Raw genomic sequence first — 19,000 nt, 5'->3', positions numbered from 1 at the left:
AACGTTTTACTTCTCACAGCACACTGAGACAACCACTTACTCCTTTTTTCCTAACTTCTCTAAATAATAATCATACATGGCAAACTGTGATCGGATTTTGGCATTCCCATTTTTGCGGTAGGTATTGTCTTGCGACTCGTTGAAGACCCGTGCTTTCACATTATCACGCCACGATATTTCAAAAGTATCTAGTAATTCTTGCTTGATATCTTCATCATATATTGGGCAACCAACTTCAACACGATTGTCAAGATTTCGCGTCATCCAATCGGCGGAAGAGATATAGACTTTTGAGTCACCCTCATTGCCAAAGATGAAAATACGCGGGTGTTCTAAAAACTTATCTACGATACTAACAGCCTCAATATTTTCACTCATGCCTTTGACTCCAGGAACCAAACAGCAGATCCCCCTAATAATTAGTTGTATTTTCACCCCTGCCCTACTGGCCTCATACAGCTTATCAATCATTTTGTAGCTGGTAAAGCTGTTCATTTTGATCTTAATATAAGCTTCTTTGCCTACCAAGGCACAAGCTATTTCATTATCAATTAGTTTAAGAAAGGTGCTTTTCGTATAATGAGGAGAAACAATAAGATGTTTGTATTTATTGATTTTGTAAGTAGTCTCAAAGAATGCAAAGACTTTGTTTAATTCCTTGAGAATGCCTTCATGAGCCGTGAATAAGGTGTAATCTGTGTAGATGCGCGCTGTGGCTTCACTAAAGTTGCCCGTACTAATGAATCCATACCGTTTCGTTCCGGTTTCCTCCTCACGTTCAATTACGCAAACTTTACTGTGTACCTTTAGCCCAGGAACACCGAAAATCAATTTTACTCCTTCTGCCTGAAGTTGTTCGGCATATTCTATATTCGCTTGCTCATCAAAACGCGCTTGCAGTTCGATTTGAACCGTTACCTGCTTCCCATTTTTGACTGCATTGATTAATGATGCAGCTACCTGAGAATTGCTCGCGAGCCTATAAACGGTAATCTTAATCGTTCGAACCTTCGGATCTAAGGCCGCTTCCCTTAGAAACTTAATTACATAAGAAAACGTATGATAGGGCGTATACTGCAGGTAGTCTTTATTGGCAATTTGCTCCAAGAGGCTCCCTTCCATGCTAAAGCCTTTTACCGCTAAGGGTTCTATCTTGTCATACATCAAATCTTGTCTACCCAAACTAGGGAAACCCATATAATCACGACGGTTATGATAACGCCCACCCGGAATCACACTGTCAGTATCCTCAATATTCATTTTCTCTTTGAGAAAGCTAAGCGTATCTTTTGCTATTCTTTTGTCATAAACGAAGCGTACCGGATCTCCAACTTTGCGATGCTCTACACTCGATGATATCTTGGCAATAAAGCTTTTACTAAGATCATTGTCCATATCCAGTTCGGCATCACGGGTGATCTTGATCATATGAGCAGATATCGATTCATATTCGAACATGGTAAAAATGCTACGCAGGCAGTATCGAATAAGGTCATCTAAAATAATGATGTAGTTCTTATCGCCCTCCTTTGGCAGCACTACAAAGCGATCGATGCCCTTAGGAATCTCAATCAAGGCATATCGTTTCTCTTTTTTTTCGGCAATTTGATCGCCTATGATAATCATTTTTACAGCCAAATATGCAGCAGTATCCTTCAGGGTAGGGAACTCCGTTAGATCGTTTAGAATAATCGTCATTAACTGCGGACTCACATTCTGAAGAAAATAGTTTTTTACAAAGTCACGTTGGCTCTCGCTCAGTTCGGTTTCTTTGATGATGAAAATATTTTGACCTTCTAATTCCTCTTGTATTTCCTTTAAGATATTTACACTTCTGGCCTGCTGGTCTATCACAATTTTGGTGATTTCCTCTAAAAGATCTTTGGCAATCTCTCCGCCTAAAACACTCTTACCTTTTTTTCCTGCTTCTACGATTCGCTTTACGGTGGCGTACCGTACTTTGAAGAATTCATCTAGATTGTTCGAGTATATTCCTAAAAATCGAAGCCTCTCAATTAGCGGAACATTTGTATCTGTACTCTCTTGCAATACACGTTCATTAAACCATAACCAACTGATTTCACGGTTTACATATTGATTTTTGGCTTTTATCATCCTCTTAATTGCTTTGGAAAAATAGTCTTCTTGGTAACTCCTTTTGTGATGGACGTCCAATCTTTTGTGTCAAATTCTAACTGCACTAGTCCACTTGTGGGAACGTTGTCAATATAGGTATTTCCGAGGGAATTGGCAATGTGGGTAAAGGCGTGATTATGCCCAAAAATGAGTACCGTATTTAAATCGGTATCAAGTTCCTTTACAAACTGCAAGACGTATTCTCCAGAAAAATCATACAACTCGTTGACTACACGAAACTTATCTAAAGGAAAATACAATTGCCGTATAAAAATCATACTGGTATGCAATGCTCGATTTGCGGGACTGGAAAAAGTAGCATCGATAGGAATTGATAGCTCATTAAAATTTTGCGATACTAAATGCGCATCATTTATGCCCCTTTGCAACAAGGGTCGATCTTTGTCTCCTACTGAATAATCCCAGGAGGATTTACCATGACGGACTAGTATAAGTGTCTTCATCCTTAATACATAGTATTGGGGGAAATTAATATGTTTAACTTAACGCAATGTCCTTTATAAATAAGGCTGAGATCAGGGCGCTAGACGTTCTACTTTCCAATCGACATCCTCTAATGAATAGCGTATTCGATCATGAAGTCGATTCGGTCGTCCCTGCCAAAACTCCATTGAAACTGGTTTTACAATATAACCACCCCACCAATCAGGGCGTTTGATTTCTTTGCCGCTATATTCTTTTTCAAGAGCTGTTAGTTTTTCTTCCAAAACTTCTCTAGAGGCAATTACACTACTTTGATCAGACACTACCGCACCAAGTTTGCTTCCATTTGGGCGAGATTCAAAATAACCATCCGAAAGGTTCTCGGCAATTTTTTCCGCCTTTCCTTTTATAATGATCTGACGTTCAAGATTCGGCCAAAAAAAGGAAATGGAAACATTTGGATTAGAAGCTATTGCCTTACCTTTTTCACTGTTATAATTGGTATAAAATATAAAACCTTCATAGGTGTATTTCTTCAAAAGCACTACGCGATTTTTAGGAAATCCATCTACGCCAATGGTGGAAATTGTCATCGCATTGGGCTCGTCAATACCCTCAGAAGCTTCAACTTCATAAAACCACTTTTGAAAAAGTTCCATTGGATTTTCAGAAATAGCATCCTCTATCAAAGCGCTCTTTTCGTATGATTTTCTGTAATGACCCAAGTCCTTTTGCATAGCGTTCTTTTATACTGCAATTTACGAGATTTTGTCCATCCATTTGAAGTGTTATTCCGTAATATTTTTTTTGCAGGTGTTCATTCTTAGTTTGCTTTTGATCATTTTGCTACAAGCCTAAAGAATGAAAGGTTTTTTTAGTATTTTACAGCTAACATTCACGAAATGAATTCGATATGAGGTTTACGTGTCATACAGATATCAACGCACCTATAGATAAGGTGGTAGAATTGTTTGAAAATCCTGATAATTTGAAAGAATGGCAGGATGGCTTTCTTAGTTTTGTTCCACTTAGCGGTACGCCTGGTGAGGTTGGATCTAAATCGAAACTTACCTACGAAAAATTAGAACTTGTAGAGACCATTATTCGCAATCAATTACCAGAAGAATTTAAGGCCAACTATGAGCATAAGCACATGGTGAACACCATGTCATGCAGGTTTAAAAAGATTGATTCCAATAAAACGCGACTTGAACAGGAAATACATTACATTAAATTCAATGGGTTTGTAATTAAATTGATGGCCAAATTATTTCCCGGAATGTTTAAAAAACAAGTACAAAAATGGCTTGATCAATTCAAGGCTTTCGTCGAGAAGCAAAACACTTAGAATTCGAAAACTTTACCATCATCGGCAAGTTCTACATTATCAAAAATAGTTTGAGCTTCTTCTTTGAAAAGCTCAATGGATTTATATCGGGTAGAATAATGCCCTAAAATCAAGGTGCCAATATCGGCATCTTTTGCAATGGTTGCAGCTTCTTTGGCTGTCGAATGTTTGGTTTTGCCAGAAAGATGCTCTTCCGAATCTAAAAAAGTGGATTCATGATATAAAACATCTGCGTCTTTTATCTGCGGAATAATTTCCGGTTTATAAGCGGTATCACTACAATATGCATAGGATTTCGGCTTGGGCGGGTCAAAGCTCAATTCAAAATTGGCAATTACTTGCCCATTATCTAAAGTGATGTCTTTGCCATTTTTAATATTCTGATACTCAGATCTATCAATTTTATGGTTTTCCGTAGCCTCAATATTGAGCTTCCGCTCCCCTAATTTCTCTTTGAACAGAAACCCGTTAGTGTATACGCGATGATTTAAGGGAATTGTTTCCACACTTACGCTATCATCTTCATAAATCACTTCGGTTTCCTTAGCGGTCAGCTCATGAAAAACCAGTGGAAAATTTGTCCATGCATCTCCTAGTTTCAAAAGCAGTGTAATAGCTTCTTTAATTCCTTTTGGTCCGTAAACATGCATTTCGCTATCTCTTCCTAAAAGCCGAAAAGTGGAAATCAAGCCTGGCAAGCCGAAAAAATGATCGCCATGAAGATGCGAAATAAAAATATGTTTGATTCTAGAGAACTTTACTTTGCTCTTTCGCAATTGAACTTGAGTACCTTCGCCACAGTCAATTAAAAACATATGGTTTTTAATCTCGAGTATTTGAGCGGTTGGATTGGTCAAAGTACGTGGGGTGGCCGCATAGCAACCAAGTATATGAAGTTTCATTAAGGCAGCTATTTACGGTTTGTATTGTTCAGCCTCCGCGGCCGAAAAGTCACTTTTAAAGCTAAAAGCGAAGGGTGTTTCTCCCTTGGCATTCAAGTATTTCAAACGCTCTTTCGCATCCTCAGCTTTGGGTTCAACACCAATAGGAACCCACCAAAGTGCCATGTGCATATCACGCATCTTACTGAACCACTCTTTCTTTCGCTTAAAAACTTCAAGATGGGCCGAATTATAGGTAAACTCAAAAAGTGACTTCTTGGAATTCCAGACCGACATATTTACAATAATAAACTCATCTTCAAAAACCTGTAAAGATGTCGCGTTGTCATTTTCATCTTTTAAACGCCAAACGAAACCGTCACTTTTTTCAGCCAATTGATTAATTCTATCTAGATTCGCCACAAAATCTGTCATCACCTCACTGTCAATCGGCGCCAACATTCTTGCGATATTGACTTGAGCTAAATGATATGTATTCATAGGCCTAAGTCTCTTTCTATCTCTTCCATTTCGATGATATCACGAGCTTCTTGAAGGGTTGGCACGACACATATCTCTTCAGGCACATCATCGTAAGATACTTTATTGGTAACCAAAACGAATGACTTTTTTGCATTTCTATGTGTGTTGGAGAGTTGCAAAAATTCTAGTACGTCTCCAGCATTCAATTTTGAAAATGAAAACAGATTTATTATCAGATGGTCATTCTTGATATCTGGGTACTTTTTGTTTAGATTATCTAAAAACATCGGCAACGCGATATTTTCCTGAAAAACCGTGGTTGTGGTTCCTTTTTTATCAAAAATCATAGTGCTTATTTTATTTTTGAAGCCAATAAATAAATCACCGCCATACGAATCGCCACCCCATTCTCAACCTGATTTAAGATAATCGATTGATTGGAATCAGCGACATCACTGGTTATTTCAACTCCCCTGTTTATAGGACCCGGGTGCATAATCACAATTTCTTTGTCTAAACTTTCAAGCAAGGCTTTGTTCACTCCGAATTGTTGCGTATACTCTCTTGTAGTTGGAAAATAGCTGATGTCTAGTCGCTCGTTCTGTATGCGCAACATATTGGCAACGTCGCACCAGTTCAATGCTTTTCGCAAATCAGTTTCCACTTCTACGCCAAGCGATTCGACATGTTTTGGAAGTAGTGTTTTAGGCCCGCAAACCTTTACGTTCGCACCTTGTAATTTCAAAGCGAAAATGTTCGATAAGGCCACACGTGAATGCAAGATATCACCTACTATGACCACATTTTTACCAGCCACATCGCCTAACTTTTCGCGAATGGAATAGGAATCAAGCAAAGCCTGGGTTGGATGCTCATGAGCCCCGTCGCCTGCATTGACAATAGCAGCATTGACATGCTTAGACAAGAAAATACCCGCTCCGGGATTTGGATGTCGCATAACCACCATATCCACCTTCATAGAAAGAATATTGTTCACCGTATCGATAAGTGTCTCTCCTTTTTTAACAGAGGATTGCCCTGCGGAAAAGTTGATAACATCGGCTGACAAACGTTTTTCAGCTAATTCAAAAGATAGTTTGGTTCTCGTGCTATTCTCAAAGAAAATATTGGCAATGGTAATATCGCGTAATGAAGGTACTTTCTTTATAGATCTATTGATAACTTCCTTAAAGTGGTCAGCGGTTTCAAAAATGAGCTGAATATCCGATTCATTCAGATATTTTATTCCCAATAAGTGCTTGACACTTAATTCGTTGCTCACCTTTTGTTTCATTTATTAGCGGTCAATTAAATAAATAACATCTTTACCATCATTCTCTTTCCACATCACTTTTACCTTTTCTTCATTTATGGCATCTACCTGTCTTCCTCTATAGTTGGGTTGAATGGGTAAATGTCTACTAAATCTTCTGTCGATCAAAGTCAATAATTCGACGTCTTTCGGTCTGCCAAAAGATTGCAACGCAGTAAGAGCGGCATTAATACTTCGGCCGGTATACAGCACATCATCTATAAGTACCACATTTTTGTCCTCAATTAAGAAATCGATACTTGTTGCCGTAGCCTCCAGTGTTTTATCTCCCCTGCGAAAATCATCACGATAAAACGTAATATCTAAAAACCCAAGATCAATATGTTTGACCTTGTATTCCTCCTTTAAAATCTTGGTTAGCCTTTTAGCTACAAAGGTTCCTCTCGGTTGTATTCCGATAAGCACAGTATTCGCAAAGTCTAAATGATTTTCAAGAAGTTGACAAGCCAAGCGGTGAAGAATGATGTTTATTTCGGTTGCCGAAAGAAGTACTTTTTGACTCATAGTGGACGTGAATCCTTTTGTGTTACAAAAATACGGAATTCTACTCAAAATCTAGGCGAAATCGTATTGTTGCCTTTTTTGGTCTTTAAAAAACACCAAAGTTGTAACAATTCAATAGCTTGGAGGTCAAATCAGATGTGAACTTCTAAATACGCTACTATGCGAAATCTAATCTTGTCAATTTTAATGGCCTCCACTTTGTTCGGATGCAAACCAGACTCCGTCAGCAAACAAGGCGTTCAGAACGAGCATTCGAATCTTACACCTCTTGAAGTTGTAAACAAAAGAATGGCTTTATACAATCAGCACAACTTTGCTGAATTTATCAGGCTCTATGCCGACGATGTCAAAATCTACACCTACCCCGATAAGTTATTAGGAACAGGTGCAGACAATATCACTTCTATATTTAAGCCAAAGTTTGCTGAGCGATCTATTCAGGTTGAAATTGTCAGTCAAATGCATAATGGAAATTTTGTGATTAATCATGAAATCGTAACGGAAAATGGTAGCAACACAAAATACGTATCGATTTATGAAGTACGAGACGGCCTAATTAGAAGTGTGAAATTTGTGCGAGATAACTAAAGCGATACAATAGAATTTTGAATTCGATAATATGAAAAAATTAGTACTGCTTGTGTTCACGTTGAGTCAATTAACAGTTCTATGTGCCCAAGACATTACCGGACAATGGAACGGCCTGTTAAAGGAAATGAACTTGCGCTTGGTTGTGCATATCACCAAAACAGATAAAGGATACGGCTCCACCTTAGACAGTCCAGATCAAGGAGCCACCGGTATTCCAGTTCAAACAACCGTTTTTGTAAATGATACACTCAAGCTCGAAGCACCAAATCTCGGAATTAGCTATTCAGGAGAATTTATCGATAATACATTTAAAGGTACTTTTCGGCAAGGTGGATTTATTATTCCTTTGATTTTGCGAAGGGAAGAACCGGAAAAACCAAAACCAAACAGACCGCAGGAGCCTAAGGAACCATTTCCGTACTATGTAGAAGATGTGACCTTCGAAAACCCTGCAGCCGACATAAGTTTAGCCGGTACCTTAACCTTGCCCAAAAAAGAAGGTAAATTTCCAGTCGTCGTTTTAATTTCGGGCAGCGGACCTCAAGACCGAAACGAAGAACTACTAGGTCATAAGCCGTTTCTAATCATTTCAGATTACTTAACAAGAAACGATATCGGAGTTCTTCGTTTTGACGATAGAGGTGTAGGAAAGTCAAAAGGTACATTTAGCGGAGCAACTTCAGCAGATTTTGCTACAGATGTTCTTAGCGCTTTGCATTACTTAAAATCTAGACAAGAGGTCGACACCTCCAAAATTGGATTGGTAGGTCATAGCGAAGGTGGTATTATTGCGCCAATGGTTGCTACCAAATCAGATGATGTACGTTATATTGTTTTGCTAGCAGGTACAGGTATTCGCGGAGACCAACTCTTGCTACTGCAGCAAGAACTAATTGGGAGGGCCATGGGTATGTCAGAAACCCAACTCGAAATTTCCAAGAAGCTTAGCACTGAAGTTTTTGCTATGATCGTAAATTCTGTAGCATCTGAGGATTTAAAAAAAGATGTTAACGCCTATATGACAGTTGAAGTGAACAAGCTTTCGGATGCAGAACTTCCTATAGGAATGCGTAGAGATGAAGCCAGTATTAAAGCTCAGGTAGATCAATTAACGACACCTTGGATGGTCTACTTTATGAAGCATGATCCTGCAACAGTTTTAGAAAAGGTAAAATGTCCTGTTTTGGCCATAAATGGAGAAAATGATCTGCAAGTACCTGCCAAACAAAATCTTAAGGCAATAAAAACTAGCTTGACAGAGTCTGGAAATACCAAGGTAACCACAATAGCACTTCCTGGCTTAAACCATTTATTCCAAGAAAGTGTAACCGGTGCGCCAAATGAGTATGGAACTATTGAACAGACAATCGCTCCGGAAGCTTTGAAAGTTGTTTCCGATTGGATATTGGAACAAGTGAAATGAACCTGCGCCAATTCACTAGCTACAAAAAAACCCTGACCAAAATGGCCAGGGTTTTTATTATCCTAAGATTTAGAAGCTACTATTTCTTACCAGCTTCCATCTTATCTTTCAACGCTTGCAAAGCTTCATTCGCGTCACCTAAAGTAGGTTTCACTTCATCAGAAGCAGCTTTCTGTCTTTTGACTGCAGCTTTTACATTACGTTTCTCTTCTTCTCTAAAGATCGCAGTATGACTTGCTACCACACGTTTAAAGTCTTTGTTGAATTCGATGATCTTGAATTCAGCTTCTTCTCCTTTTCCGAGTTTCTTACCGTCTTCTTTCTCCAAATGACGTTGCGGTACGAATGCCGTAATGTCTTCGTTGAATTCGATAATGGCTCCTTTATCAACAATCTCGGTGATCGCTGCTTTATGAACGGTATCTAAACCAAACTCATTCTCATATTTATCCCAAGGGTTATCAGTGGTCTGCTTATGACCTAAACTTAACTTACGTCCTTCAACATCCAATTCCAACACTTCAACTTCCAAAGTTTCACCAACAGCGGTAAACTCTGAAGGGTGCTTAATTTTCTTCGTCCAAGATAGGTCTGAGATGTAAATCAATCCGTCAATACCCTCTTCCAATTCTACAAATACACCAAAGTTCGTAAAGTTTCTTACAATACCTTTATGCCTAGATCCTACTGGGTATTTTGTAGTAATATCCGTCCATGGGTCTGGAGTCATTTGCTTAATACCGAGAGACATCTTTCGATCTTCTCTGTCAAGTGTAAGTACTACAGCTTCTACAGCATCACCAACTTTTACGAAATCTTGCGCAGATCGCAAGTGGGTAGACCATGACATTTCAGAAACGTGAATCAATCCTTCAACACCTTCAACAACTTCAATGAATGCACCGTAGTCAGCAATGACAACTACCTTACCTTTCACTTTGTCACCGATTTTGATATCTTCAGATAAGGCATCCCATGGGTGCTTCTCCAATTGTTTTAATCCTAATTGAATTCTCGATTTGTTTTCATCAAAATCAAGGATAACAACATTCAATTTCTGGTCTAATTCAACAACCTCATTCGGGTGGTTGATTCTACTCCAAGAAAGATCGGTAATGTGAACCAATCCATCAACGCCACCTAAATCGATAAAGACCCCATAGGAAGTAATGTTTTTAACAACACCTTCAAGTACCTGGCCTTTTTCAAGTTGACTGATTATTTCTTTTTTCTGTTCTTCAATATCAGCTTCGATCAATGCTTTGTGCGATACTACAACGTTTTTGAATTCGTGGTTAATTTTTACCACTTTGAATTCCATTGTTTTGTTTACATACTGATCGTAGTCACGAATTGGCTTCACATCGATTTGAGAACCTGGAAGGAAAGCTTCGATTCCAAAAACGTCGACAATCATACCACCTTTGGTTCTGCATTTCACGAAACCACTGACCACCTCTTCTTTGTCATGAGCCGCATTAACGCGATCCCAAGCCATAATGGTTCTTGCTTTTCTATGAGAAAGTACCAATTGCCCGCTTTTATCTTCGCGGATATCAATCAACACCTCCACTTTATCACCAACTTTTAAATCAGGATTGTAACGGAATTCGTTTAAAGAAATAACACCTTCAGATTTTGCGTTGATGTCAATAATCGCTTCCCGATCGGTCAAGTAAACCACAGTTCCTTCAACCACCTCTGCATCTGCCGTATCTACAAAGTTCTCAGCTACTAATTTTTCGAACTCTTCTAATTTTGAATCTTCAACACGTTCAATACCTTGCTCGTATTTTTCCCAATTAAAGTTTTCTAAAAATTCTTTTGGATCTTGAACAGGAACCTGCTCTTTTACTTCTGCAACCGTTTCGGTTGCTTCTTGAACTGCTTCTGCAGTTTCTGGGGTTGCTTCAGTAGTTTCCTCTACTTGAGCTTTTTTGTCTTCAGCCATTTTACAGCTTAACTATTTGTATTCTACATCGGCACAAGAGTTAAACGATTCATGTAGAAGCGATTAAGTAATTTTTTTCTCCTCCCTTTTTCCTCTTGACAGTTTCGTTAAAAAGGGCTGCAAAAATACATCTTTTATTTTAGTAAACCAACCCTATTGTCAAAAGCTACGAAGGCGCATTCAGTATTTCGTCGAAATTATCGAAAAATAGTACATTTATTACTATCTTGAGCACTTAAATATTAACCGTTAAATAATAACAAATGAGCGTTAAAGCAAAGTATCAAGGCGTTTTGAACCTTGGTGAGCAATTAGGGATTAAAGATGGCAACGTAACCGAAGAAGGTGGCGTTCTTAAAATAAAAGGTGAGGCGAATACACCTTACGAGAAAGATATGCTATGGGACAAAATCAAAGAACTAGGTGGTGAGAATGCTTCAGATATCAAAGCGAACATAACTGTGGCAGACACTTCTATCTATCATAGACATACGGTTTCCAGTGGAGAATCGCTAAGTAAAATAGCAAAGCATTACTATGGCGATGCCATGAAATACAAGCAGATTTTTGCAGCGAATACCAATATCCTTAAAAATCCAGATGTAATTCATCCAGATCAAGTTTTGATTATTCCTAATCTGTAAAACGTAAGAAGTTTTAGAAACTAAAATTCCGTTGTAGTGAACTGCAACGGAATTTTTATTTCCTTTTTTCTAGAATTTGGAAATCTTAGACTCCTGTAGATCTTCTTCTAACTATCCTTTTGCTTTGCAATAATACGGAGTGAAAAATTGTACATACGTTCAAATTGCTCTTCGAGCCCCATATCACTGTTATCAAATTCAATTGCATCCTCTGCCTTTCGCAAGGGTGAAAATTCACGGTTGGAATCTACAGCATCACGGTGCAAAACATTTTTAAGTACTTCATCATAATCTACTTCTTCTCCTTTATCCAACAATTCTTTATAACGGCGATATGCTCTTTTTTCAGGAGATGCACTCATAAAAATCTTTAATTCCGCATCGGGGAAAACAACCGTGCCAATATCTCGACCATCCATTACTATACCTTTTGCCTTTCCCATTTTTTGCTGCATAGCAACCAGTTTAATCCGAACAGCTTCAATCTCAGCAATACTGCTTACGTATTGAGATACTTCTAAGGTTCTGATTTCCTTTTCCACATTTTCACTATTGAGGTACATTTCGGAAAATCCCAATTCTTTATTATAGTGAAAGTCTAATTCGATTTCCTTCAGGGAATTTTCTAAGGCAGCTACATCTTTATGCTGTTCAGCGATAAAACCATTGCGCATAGCAAACAGGGTTACTGCACGGTACATGGCACCTGTATCTACATAAACGTAACCCAAAGCTTTTGCCAGTTGTTTTGCAATCGTACTTTTTCCTGTGGAGGAGTAGCCGTCAATAGCTATGGTTATTTTTCCCATATCGTAAAAATAATCAGAAAAAGTTCTCCACTGCCTTCAAACGAACGGCTATTTGTCATTAAATTTCTTGGCGTCTTTAACCTTTTGATTCGTAATAGCGATATCAACTACTTCATGCATATCGCTGACATAGTGAAAAGTCAAACCCTTTAGATAGTCTTGTTTGATTTCAAGGATGTCACGCTCGTTTTCTTTACAAAGAATAATCTCTTTAATGCGAGCGCGCTTAGCAGCCAATATCTTTTCTTTGATTCCGCCTACGGGAAGCACTTTTCCTCTAAGTGTTATCTCTCCCGTCATGGCTAAACTCTTCTTCACTTTTCTTTGGGTAAATAGAGAAACTAAAGAAGTTAACATGGTAATACCCGCGCTTGGTCCATCTTTAGGAGTTGCCCCTTCTGGAACATGAATATGAACATTGTATTTCTCAAAGAGCGTTGCATCAATGCCAAAACGATCGGCATTTGACTTAATGTATTCCATAGCAATTGTTGCAGACTCCTTCATGACCTTACCCAGGTTTCCGGTTATATTCAGATTGCCTTTTCCTTTTGATAAGATCGATTCAATAAAAAGAATATCTCCGCCAACACTTGTCCACGCCAATCCTGTGACGACTCCTGCGACATCATTGTTTTCATATTTGTCTCGTTCCATCCGTGCAGGACCTAAAACCTTTTCAACATCTTCATTACTCACCTTTACCTCGTACTCCTCCTCTGTTGCTATAGATTTTGCCGCATAACGTACCATTTTAGCAATCTGCTTTTCCAAAGAACGAACTCCCGATTCACGAGTATAGCCCTCAACAATTTTTTCCAATTGTGGTTTGCCAATTTTTAAATGTTTGGTTTCTAGTCCGTGTTCCTTTAATTGCTTTGGTAGTAGGTGGCGTCTAGCAATCTCTACCTTTTCCTCTATGGTATATCCAGTGACATTGATAATTTCCATACGATCGCGCAATGCAGGCTGAATTGTCGATAAATTATTGGCTGTGGCGATGAACATCACTTTAGAAAGGTCGTAACCCATTTCTAGGAAATTGTCATAAAACTCATTGTTCTGTTCGGGGTCCAAAACCTCTAGCATTGCAGAAGATGGATCTCCTTGATGGCTGCTAGAAAGCTTGTCGATCTCATCTAAAATAAAAACAGGGTTCGATTTCCCAGCTTTTTTCAAACTCTGAACGATTCGACCTGGCATAGCACCTATATAGGTCTTGCGATGTCCTCGAATTTCGGCTTCATCACGCAATCCACCTAAAGAAATACGAACATATTCCCTTCCTAAGGCCTCAGCAACTGATTTTCCCAAGGAAGTTTTACCAACTCCTGGAGGACCATATAGACAAAGAATTGGCGATTTCATATCATTTCGAAGTTTCAGTACCGCTAGATATTCTATTATTCTTCGCTTTACATCCTCAAGACCGTAATGGTCTCTGTCTAAAATCTTTTGAGCTCTTTTTAAGTCGAATTTATCTTTAGAGAATTCATCCCAGGGGAGGTCTAAAAACAGATCCAAATAATTTCTTTGGATAGAATACTCGGCAACCTGCGGATTCATTCTTTGTATTTTCGATAGTTCTTTTTCAAAATGCTCTCCTATTTTTTTATTCCATTTTTTCTTCTTTGCTCGTGATTGCATCTCTTGAATTTCCTCGTCATAGGATACTCCACCCAGTTCCTCTTGAATGGTTTTCATTTGCTGATGCAAGAAGTATTCACGTTGCTGCTGGTCCATATCACTACGAACCTTAGATTGAATATCATTCTTCAATTCTAATTTTTGTAATTCTACGTTCATGTACTTCAAGGTGGCCAACGCTCTTTCTTGAAGGTTTCGTATTTCAAGCAATTCTTGTTTCGCCTTGACGTCTAGGTTCAGATTAGACGAAATAAAATTGATCAAGAATGAGTTACTTTCAATATTTTTTATGGCGAAAGACGCCTCGCTTGGTATATTCGGATTGTTGGCAATTATTTTTAACGACAAATCCTTTATTGATTCAATTATTGCCAAAAATTCGGTATCATCTTTTGCCGGTCTTTCCTCCCCAGTCTCTCTTACCGTTGCGGTGATATACGGATCTTGGGTCAACACTTCTGCAACCTCAAAACGTTTTTTCCCTTGAATAATAACGGTTGTATTACCATCAGGCATTTGCAGCACCCTAAGAATTTTGGCAACGGTACCTAGGGTATTGATATCTTTTACCTCAGGGTTTTCGGTTTCCTCGTCTTTCTGCGAAACTACCCCGATAACCTTATTGCCATTATTGGCATCTTTGATAAGTTTAATTGATTTGTCACGCCCTGCAGTAATAGGAATAACTACACCAGGAAACAAAACCGTATTGCGCAAAGGCAGAATCGAAAGTGTAGCTGGCAAGCTTTCGCTATTCATTTGTTCCTCATCCTCGGGGGTCAACAGTGGTATTAACTCCGCATCTTCTTCAATAGAATGCAAAGACATATTGTCAAAATTGGTAAACTTAGAATTTCCCATATGTACATTTAAGACATTCTGTCACTATATTGGTAACGAATGCTCCTTTATTTTATATTATTAAAGTATTGAAAAGCCTTACTATCATTGTGTTATCATCAAATCGGCCTTCCGTTCATACAAATAAAGACAATTGTTATGCCATTCCTTCTTAAATTCAAGAAAGCCTTTCTAATAGATTTTTTTAACACAAACTGTAACAATCCGTAACTTCCCTTATCTCTATAACAAACCATTCATTTTTTGAGCCACAAAAAAGAAAATACTGAAGTTTTAGTTCAATTGTGTTTGCAAGGAAAACAAAGTGCACAATTGGAGATTTACAACCGCTATTACAAAGCCATGTACAACACATCGGTGCGGATTGTAAAAAACAGCGCAGAGGCTGAGGATGTGATGCAAGAATCGTTTTTAAACGCGTTTACGAAACTGCACACATTTAAAGGAGAGGTGACTTTCGGGTCTTGGCTCAAGCGCATTGTGATAAACAACAGTATCTATCATTACAGAAAACAACAGAAGAAAAATGAAGTTGATCTGGATGATGTAATGTACAAGGTCGAAGATAATGACGGAGTTGTTTCAGATCATGCGTTGACCGAACTGAAGGCTCAAAAAGTGATGGAGACCATGAAGCTGTTGAAAGACAATTACAGAGTTTCTTTGACCTTACATTTAATAGAAGGGTACGATTATGAAGAAATAAGTCAAATAATGGATATCAGTTATGCCAACTGTAGAACAACAATCTCAAGGGCAAAGGAAAGTTTGAGAAATAAATTAACAATTGCATACGAATGAAATGAGTTCTAAGAATTTCACAGCATACAAGATGTTGAAAAGCAAATTGCATATGACCCATTTCAAAAAATATTAATGCACAGATGAAAAAAGATAATATAAATCAGCTGTTTGATAAACTCCAAGGTACTTTTGATACGGAAGAACCCGCAGGAGGACACCAGCAAAGGTTCTTAGAAAAATTACAAGCGTCTCAGGGCATTGTATCAATTCAAAAGAAGAAAAACACTTGGTGGAGACCGTTGTCAATTGCAGCATCGGCAGTTATCCTTCTGGCAATAGGTTTTAGTATGTTCAATACTTCCCCGACCATTGAGCAGCAAGTTGCCGAAATTTCACCCGAAGTATCGCAAACACAATTTTACTTTGCCAGCCTTATCGAAGAACAGGTGCGGCAACTGGAAAGTGAAAGCACACCAGAGACAGAGAAAATCATCGATGACACTATGGTTCAATTAAAAAAGCTAGATACCAATTATAAAGTATTGGAGCAAGACCTTTTAAACGGTGGCAATAGCAAATTGATATTGAGTGCCATGATAACCAACTTTCAAACACGAATTGATCTATTACAGGAAGTACTTGATCAAGTAGAAAATATTAAAAACTTAAAAAATTATAATGATGAAAACTATACTATTTAAATTTCCCCTAGTAGTGCTTTTAGTGCTTCCCATGCTACTTTCGGCGGGTGACGGCAAACTAAAAGGTAAGTACACCAAAGAAAAAACCATTAAAAAGGAGTACGATGTAAACGCTGATGCGCTCTTAAAAGTAAAAAATAGCTACGGCAACCTGAACATCACTTCTTGGAATGAAAACAGAGTGGTTATCGAAGTGCACATTAAAACCAACGGTAATAATGAGGAGAAGGTACAGAAAAAACTAGATGAAATTTCAGTTGAATTTGAAGGAAGTAGTAGTACGGTTTCTGCCAGAACCATTTTCAATGACAACAAAAGTAGTTGGGGTTGGAATTGGGGAAAAAACAATAATGTAAATATGCAGATCAACTATACCATCAAATTACCTACAAAAAACAGCGTTAACTTGAATAATGATTACGGAAGCATTATTTTAGATCGTGTGGACGGGCATGCAAAAATAAGCTGTGATTATGGTCGGTTAGAGATAGGCGAACTCCGTGGAAGAAACAATCAACTGTCATTTGATTATACGTCAAAATCTACTATAGACTTTATGAACAGTGGAACGATCAATGCTGACTATTCAGGGTTTTCGATCGAAAAAGCGGGAGATTTGACCATTAAAGCTGATTACACGAACTCCACGGTAGAGGCGATGGAAAATCTCGATTATAACTGCGACTATGGGAAAATAGAGATCGGCGAAGCTGGAAACGTGCAGGGTACAGGAGATTATATTACCGTTAAACTGGGTACCATTCATGGCAATGTTGATGTAACTGCAGATTATGGTTCGGTCAAGATAGCTGAAATGGCCTCAGATGCTGGAAACTTACAGATACGAAGTGATTATACCGGCATTAAAGTAGGATATGATCCGGCATACCATTTCAATTTTGAAATCAAAACTTCGTACGCCGGCGTTAGTGGGAAAGATGATTTTGAGATGAGTATTAGCGAAGTAAAGAATACCAGCAAATACTACAAAGGCCATTATGGGTCTTCAAATAGCGGAAACTCTGTGTATATTACTAGTGATTACGGAGGAGTATCATTTTACAAAAATTAATTAATCAATCAATCGGGCGCATGGCTTCTACTGCACACAGCATGAGAAGACGGGCCATAAACAACAGATTCTTCCTCTCGGGAGATGTCATTTAAATCATTACATCATGAAAAAATTATTGAGCCTAAGTTTAGTACTATTATTTACCGCCTCTTGCACAGCGCAATGGGGAAAAAGAGTTAAAGGAAATGGAAACGTAACCACTATCGAACGCAACGTGGGAGAATATGATGCCATAGGGCTGTCAGGGTGGTTTGACTTGGATTTGGTCGCCGGAAATGAAGGTGAAATCATATTGGAAGGTGAATCAAACCTATTGGAATACATAAAAACCGAGGTAAAAAACGGAAAGTTATCTATCAAGGTAGAAAAAGGATACAATCTGAAACCTTCCTCATGGGAAGATGGTATCAGAATTACAGTGCCTGTAGAAAGTGTAAATTCAATAGCGCTTTCCGGTTCTGGTGACATTGTTGGAAAGACCACCATTAAAACCGATAATTTTAAGACAGCTATGTCTGGTTCAGGAGATATTACCTTAGACGTTGAGGCAAGCAGCATCGATGCCTCTATGTCAGGCTCTGGAGATATCACCTTAAATGGTAGCACTAGAGATTTTGAAGCAACCATTTCAGGCAGTGGAGATATTAAGGCATATGGTTTAGAAGCCGATAACGTAGATGCAACCGTATCTGGGTCGGCTGATATTAAGGTTACTGCCAACAAAATGCTAAAAGCAAGAGTCTCTGGTTCTGGGGACATTAGTTACCGAGGGAACCCTGAAAAAGTAGATACGAAAGCTTCTGGATCAGGAGATATTTCAAAAGGATAGGAGTTTATTCATCGAACAAACCATACAAATTCTTATAGGGATTTCGCACTGAGAACCCCTACTAATCAAAAACTAAAGGCCTCTGTTTATACAGAGGCTTTTTTACGTGCGTCATTTAGCGCCTCACCATGAATCTACTTACTAGTACGTGTTCACTCTTGACCAGTTTTAACACATACACCCCTTCAGACAATTCAGAAACGTCAACTACACCATCAAAATCAAGTTCATCCATTTTTCTATTCATAATCTGCCTTCCAATGTTGTCGAAAATCGAAAGCTCTATTTCTCCAGATTCAATTTGGGGAAAATAAAACTCAATATTTAGTACATCTTTAGCTGGAACAGGAAATAGTGATAACGATGGTTCTGGCAACAAAACAGCCTTTAACCCTGATACAACATTTACATATTGCACACTGAAGCTATCAAAGTTCGTTGTGAACTCTGTACCATTTCTATGGCTCGCATAGATACCGGCGAAACTCATGCTATCGCCTCCGATGGTCCTGCCCGTGAAATAGTCGGCAGGTATATCTAGGCTTCCTAGAAGCATTCGCTGACCGGAACCAACCGTATAAAAAGCTGTCGCCAAC

At 38.5% G+C, this 19,000-nt stretch carries 20 protein-coding genes; 8 read left to right on the top strand and 12 right to left on the bottom strand.

The annotated features are described in order from the left end of the window. Nucleotides 1-36: 36 nt before the first annotated feature. From ppk1 to pdxH, 3 genes are all read right to left on the bottom strand, one after another. Entirely contained in the window at nt 37-2,115 is a 2,079-nt protein-coding gene (ppk1, locus tag ABJN95_RS16015) for a polyphosphate kinase 1 (protein WP_348371838.1), read from the bottom strand. Further along, nucleotides 2,112-2,600 carry a histidine phosphatase family protein gene (locus ABJN95_RS16010; protein WP_348371835.1) on the bottom strand — a complete coding sequence of 163 codons (489 nt, stop codon included), beginning with the start codon at nt 2,598-2,600 and terminating at the stop codon, nt 2,112-2,114. Before ABJN95_RS16010 ends, ppk1 begins: the two co-directional genes overlap by 4 nt. 72 nt (nt 2,601-2,672) lie before the next feature. Beyond that, nucleotides 2,673-3,317: a pyridoxamine 5'-phosphate oxidase gene (gene pdxH / locus ABJN95_RS16005; protein ID WP_348371832.1), complete on the bottom strand. Its 645-nt coding sequence runs from the start codon at nt 3,315-3,317 to the stop codon at nt 2,673-2,675. A 176-nt stretch (nt 3,318-3,493) separates the two neighbouring features. Here pdxH and ABJN95_RS16000 point away from each other — a divergent pair, with 176 nt between their 5' ends. Then, a complete protein-coding gene (locus tag ABJN95_RS16000) occupies nt 3,494-3,928 on the top strand; it encodes an SRPBCC family protein (RefSeq protein ID WP_348371829.1) in 435 nt (144 codons plus the stop codon). Here the strand turns inward: ABJN95_RS16000 and ABJN95_RS15995 are convergent. From ABJN95_RS15995 to pyrR, 5 genes are read right to left on the bottom strand one after another with little or no spacing between them, the layout of a single operon-like run. Then, complete coding sequence (locus tag ABJN95_RS15995; RefSeq protein WP_348371827.1) at nt 3,925-4,830, bottom strand: ribonuclease Z; 906 nt, start codon at nt 4,828-4,830, stop codon at nt 3,925-3,927. The two genes, ABJN95_RS16000 and ABJN95_RS15995, sit on opposite strands and share 4 nt — an antisense overlap. A 12-nt stretch (nt 4,831-4,842) precedes the next feature. Then, nucleotides 4,843-5,310 carry a DUF3291 domain-containing protein gene (locus ABJN95_RS15990; protein WP_348371824.1) on the bottom strand — a complete coding sequence of 156 codons (468 nt, stop codon included), beginning with the start codon at nt 5,308-5,310 and terminating at the stop codon, nt 4,843-4,845. Continuing rightward, nucleotides 5,307-5,639, bottom strand: a complete 333-nt coding sequence (locus ABJN95_RS15985) for a ribonuclease Z (RefSeq protein WP_348371822.1) — start codon at nt 5,637-5,639, stop codon at nt 5,307-5,309. Before ABJN95_RS15985 ends, ABJN95_RS15990 begins: the two co-directional genes overlap by 4 nt. Before the next feature lie 5 nt (nt 5,640-5,644). After that, nucleotides 5,645-6,586: an aspartate carbamoyltransferase catalytic subunit gene (locus ABJN95_RS15980; protein WP_348371819.1), complete on the bottom strand. Its 942-nt coding sequence runs from the start codon at nt 6,584-6,586 to the stop codon at nt 5,645-5,647. Between the two features lie 3 nt (nt 6,587-6,589). Beyond that, nucleotides 6,590-7,129, bottom strand: coding sequence for a bifunctional pyr operon transcriptional regulator/uracil phosphoribosyltransferase PyrR (pyrR, locus tag ABJN95_RS15975; protein WP_348371816.1), 540 nt, complete (start codon nt 7,127-7,129; stop codon nt 6,590-6,592). A 159-nt stretch (nt 7,130-7,288) separates the two neighbouring features. Here pyrR and ABJN95_RS15970 point away from each other — a divergent pair, with 159 nt between their 5' ends. Next, entirely contained in the window at nt 7,289-7,717 is a 429-nt protein-coding gene (locus ABJN95_RS15970; protein ID WP_348371814.1) for a nuclear transport factor 2 family protein, read from the top strand. A gap of 31 nt (nt 7,718-7,748) precedes the next feature. Continuing rightward, the gene (locus ABJN95_RS15965) at nt 7,749-9,143 is read left to right on the top strand and encodes an alpha/beta fold hydrolase (protein ID WP_348371811.1); all 1,395 of its coding nucleotides are present in this window, start codon (nt 7,749-7,751) and stop codon (nt 9,141-9,143) included. A gap of 79 nt (nt 9,144-9,222) precedes the next feature. Here the strand turns inward: ABJN95_RS15965 and rpsA are convergent, their stop codons facing one another. Continuing rightward, nucleotides 9,223-11,094 carry a 30S ribosomal protein S1 gene (gene rpsA, locus ABJN95_RS15960; protein ID WP_348371808.1) on the bottom strand — a complete coding sequence of 624 codons (1,872 nt, stop codon included), beginning with the start codon at nt 11,092-11,094 and terminating at the stop codon, nt 9,223-9,225. 263 nt (nt 11,095-11,357) lie between these two features. Here rpsA and ABJN95_RS15955 point away from each other — a divergent pair, with 263 nt between their 5' ends. Further along, nucleotides 11,358-11,738: a LysM peptidoglycan-binding domain-containing protein gene (locus ABJN95_RS15955; RefSeq protein WP_348371805.1), complete on the top strand. Its 381-nt coding sequence runs from the start codon at nt 11,358-11,360 to the stop codon at nt 11,736-11,738. 107 nt (nt 11,739-11,845) lie between these two features. On the opposite strand, the gene cmk is transcribed toward ABJN95_RS15955, so the two are convergent. Together cmk and lon are read right to left on the bottom strand one after the other, a co-directional pair. Continuing rightward, the gene (cmk, locus tag ABJN95_RS15950; RefSeq protein ID WP_348371803.1) at nt 11,846-12,547 is read right to left on the bottom strand and encodes a (d)CMP kinase; all 702 of its coding nucleotides are present in this window, start codon (nt 12,545-12,547) and stop codon (nt 11,846-11,848) included. Between the two features lie 48 nt (nt 12,548-12,595). Further along, nucleotides 12,596-15,055 (bottom strand): endopeptidase La, encoded by a 2,460-nt coding sequence (gene lon, locus ABJN95_RS15945; RefSeq protein WP_348371800.1) that lies wholly within the window; start codon nt 15,053-15,055, stop codon nt 12,596-12,598. 243 nt (nt 15,056-15,298) lie between these two features. Between lon and ABJN95_RS15940 the strand changes: the two genes are divergently transcribed. The 4 genes from ABJN95_RS15940 (at nt 15,299) to ABJN95_RS15925 (ending at nt 18,404) form a co-directional block, all read left to right on the top strand. Further along, nucleotides 15,299-15,856 carry an RNA polymerase sigma factor gene (locus tag ABJN95_RS15940; RefSeq protein WP_348371797.1) on the top strand — a complete coding sequence of 186 codons (558 nt, stop codon included), beginning with the start codon at nt 15,299-15,301 and terminating at the stop codon, nt 15,854-15,856. A gap of 83 nt (nt 15,857-15,939) precedes the next feature. Continuing rightward, nucleotides 15,940-16,500, top strand: a complete 561-nt coding sequence (locus ABJN95_RS15935) for a hypothetical protein (protein ID WP_348371795.1) — start codon at nt 15,940-15,942, stop codon at nt 16,498-16,500. After that, nucleotides 16,481-17,572: a hypothetical protein gene (locus tag ABJN95_RS15930; protein ID WP_348371793.1), complete on the top strand. Its 1,092-nt coding sequence runs from the start codon at nt 16,481-16,483 to the stop codon at nt 17,570-17,572. The genes ABJN95_RS15935 and ABJN95_RS15930 overlap by 20 nt, the downstream gene beginning before the upstream one ends. 106 nt (nt 17,573-17,678) lie before the next feature. Continuing rightward, nucleotides 17,679-18,404, top strand: a complete 726-nt coding sequence (locus ABJN95_RS15925; RefSeq protein WP_348371790.1) for a head GIN domain-containing protein — start codon at nt 17,679-17,681, stop codon at nt 18,402-18,404. A gap of 115 nt (nt 18,405-18,519) precedes the next feature. Here ABJN95_RS15925 and ABJN95_RS15920 read toward each other — a convergent pair. Next, on the bottom strand, nt 18,520-19,000 hold a 481-nt coding region (locus ABJN95_RS15920; RefSeq protein WP_348371787.1), incomplete at its 5' end, for a T9SS type A sorting domain-containing protein.

The sequence above is a fragment of the Maribacter sp. genome, from assembly GCF_039974175.1.
GTDB lineage: Bacteria > Bacteroidota > Bacteroidia > Flavobacteriales > Flavobacteriaceae > Maribacter_C.
Note: the sequence above shows the minus strand (reverse complement) of the source record. Positions and strands in the feature narration are given on the sequence as shown.

What these genes read in the sequence shown, in the direction of transcription:
- ppk1 (WP_348371838.1), bottom strand. Translation starts at nt 2,115, where the DNA reads ATGATAAAAGCCAAAAATCAATATGTAAACCGTGAAATCAGTTGGTTA.
- ABJN95_RS16010 (WP_348371835.1), bottom strand. Translation starts at nt 2,600, where the DNA reads ATGAAGACACTTATACTAGTCCGTCATGGTAAATCCTCCTGGGATTAT.
- pdxH (WP_348371832.1), bottom strand. Translation starts at nt 3,317, where the DNA reads ATGCAAAAGGACTTGGGTCATTACAGAAAATCATACGAAAAGAGCGCT.
- ABJN95_RS16000 (WP_348371829.1), top strand. Translation starts at nt 3,494, where the DNA reads ATGAGGTTTACGTGTCATACAGATATCAACGCACCTATAGATAAGGTG.
- ABJN95_RS15995 (WP_348371827.1), bottom strand. Translation starts at nt 4,830, where the DNA reads ATGAAACTTCATATACTTGGTTGCTATGCGGCCACCCCACGTACTTTG.
- ABJN95_RS15990 (WP_348371824.1), bottom strand. Translation starts at nt 5,310, where the DNA reads ATGAATACATATCATTTAGCTCAAGTCAATATCGCAAGAATGTTGGCG.
- ABJN95_RS15985 (WP_348371822.1), bottom strand. Translation starts at nt 5,639, where the DNA reads ATGATTTTTGATAAAAAAGGAACCACAACCACGGTTTTTCAGGAAAAT.
- ABJN95_RS15980 (WP_348371819.1), bottom strand. Translation starts at nt 6,586, where the DNA reads ATGAAACAAAAGGTGAGCAACGAATTAAGTGTCAAGCACTTATTGGGA.
- pyrR (WP_348371816.1), bottom strand. Translation starts at nt 7,129, where the DNA reads ATGAGTCAAAAAGTACTTCTTTCGGCAACCGAAATAAACATCATTCTT.
- ABJN95_RS15970 (WP_348371814.1), top strand. Translation starts at nt 7,289, where the DNA reads ATGCGAAATCTAATCTTGTCAATTTTAATGGCCTCCACTTTGTTCGGA.
- ABJN95_RS15965 (WP_348371811.1), top strand. Translation starts at nt 7,749, where the DNA reads ATGAAAAAATTAGTACTGCTTGTGTTCACGTTGAGTCAATTAACAGTT.
- rpsA (WP_348371808.1), bottom strand. Translation starts at nt 11,094, where the DNA reads ATGGCTGAAGACAAAAAAGCTCAAGTAGAGGAAACTACTGAAGCAACC.
- ABJN95_RS15955 (WP_348371805.1), top strand. Translation starts at nt 11,358, where the DNA reads ATGAGCGTTAAAGCAAAGTATCAAGGCGTTTTGAACCTTGGTGAGCAA.
- cmk (WP_348371803.1), bottom strand. Translation starts at nt 12,547, where the DNA reads ATGGGAAAAATAACCATAGCTATTGACGGCTACTCCTCCACAGGAAAA.
- lon (WP_348371800.1), bottom strand. Translation starts at nt 15,055, where the DNA reads ATGGGAAATTCTAAGTTTACCAATTTTGACAATATGTCTTTGCATTCT.
- ABJN95_RS15935 (WP_348371795.1), top strand. Translation starts at nt 15,940, where the DNA reads ATGAAAAAAGATAATATAAATCAGCTGTTTGATAAACTCCAAGGTACT.
- ABJN95_RS15930 (WP_348371793.1), top strand. Translation starts at nt 16,481, where the DNA reads ATGAAAACTATACTATTTAAATTTCCCCTAGTAGTGCTTTTAGTGCTT.
- ABJN95_RS15925 (WP_348371790.1), top strand. Translation starts at nt 17,679, where the DNA reads ATGAAAAAATTATTGAGCCTAAGTTTAGTACTATTATTTACCGCCTCT.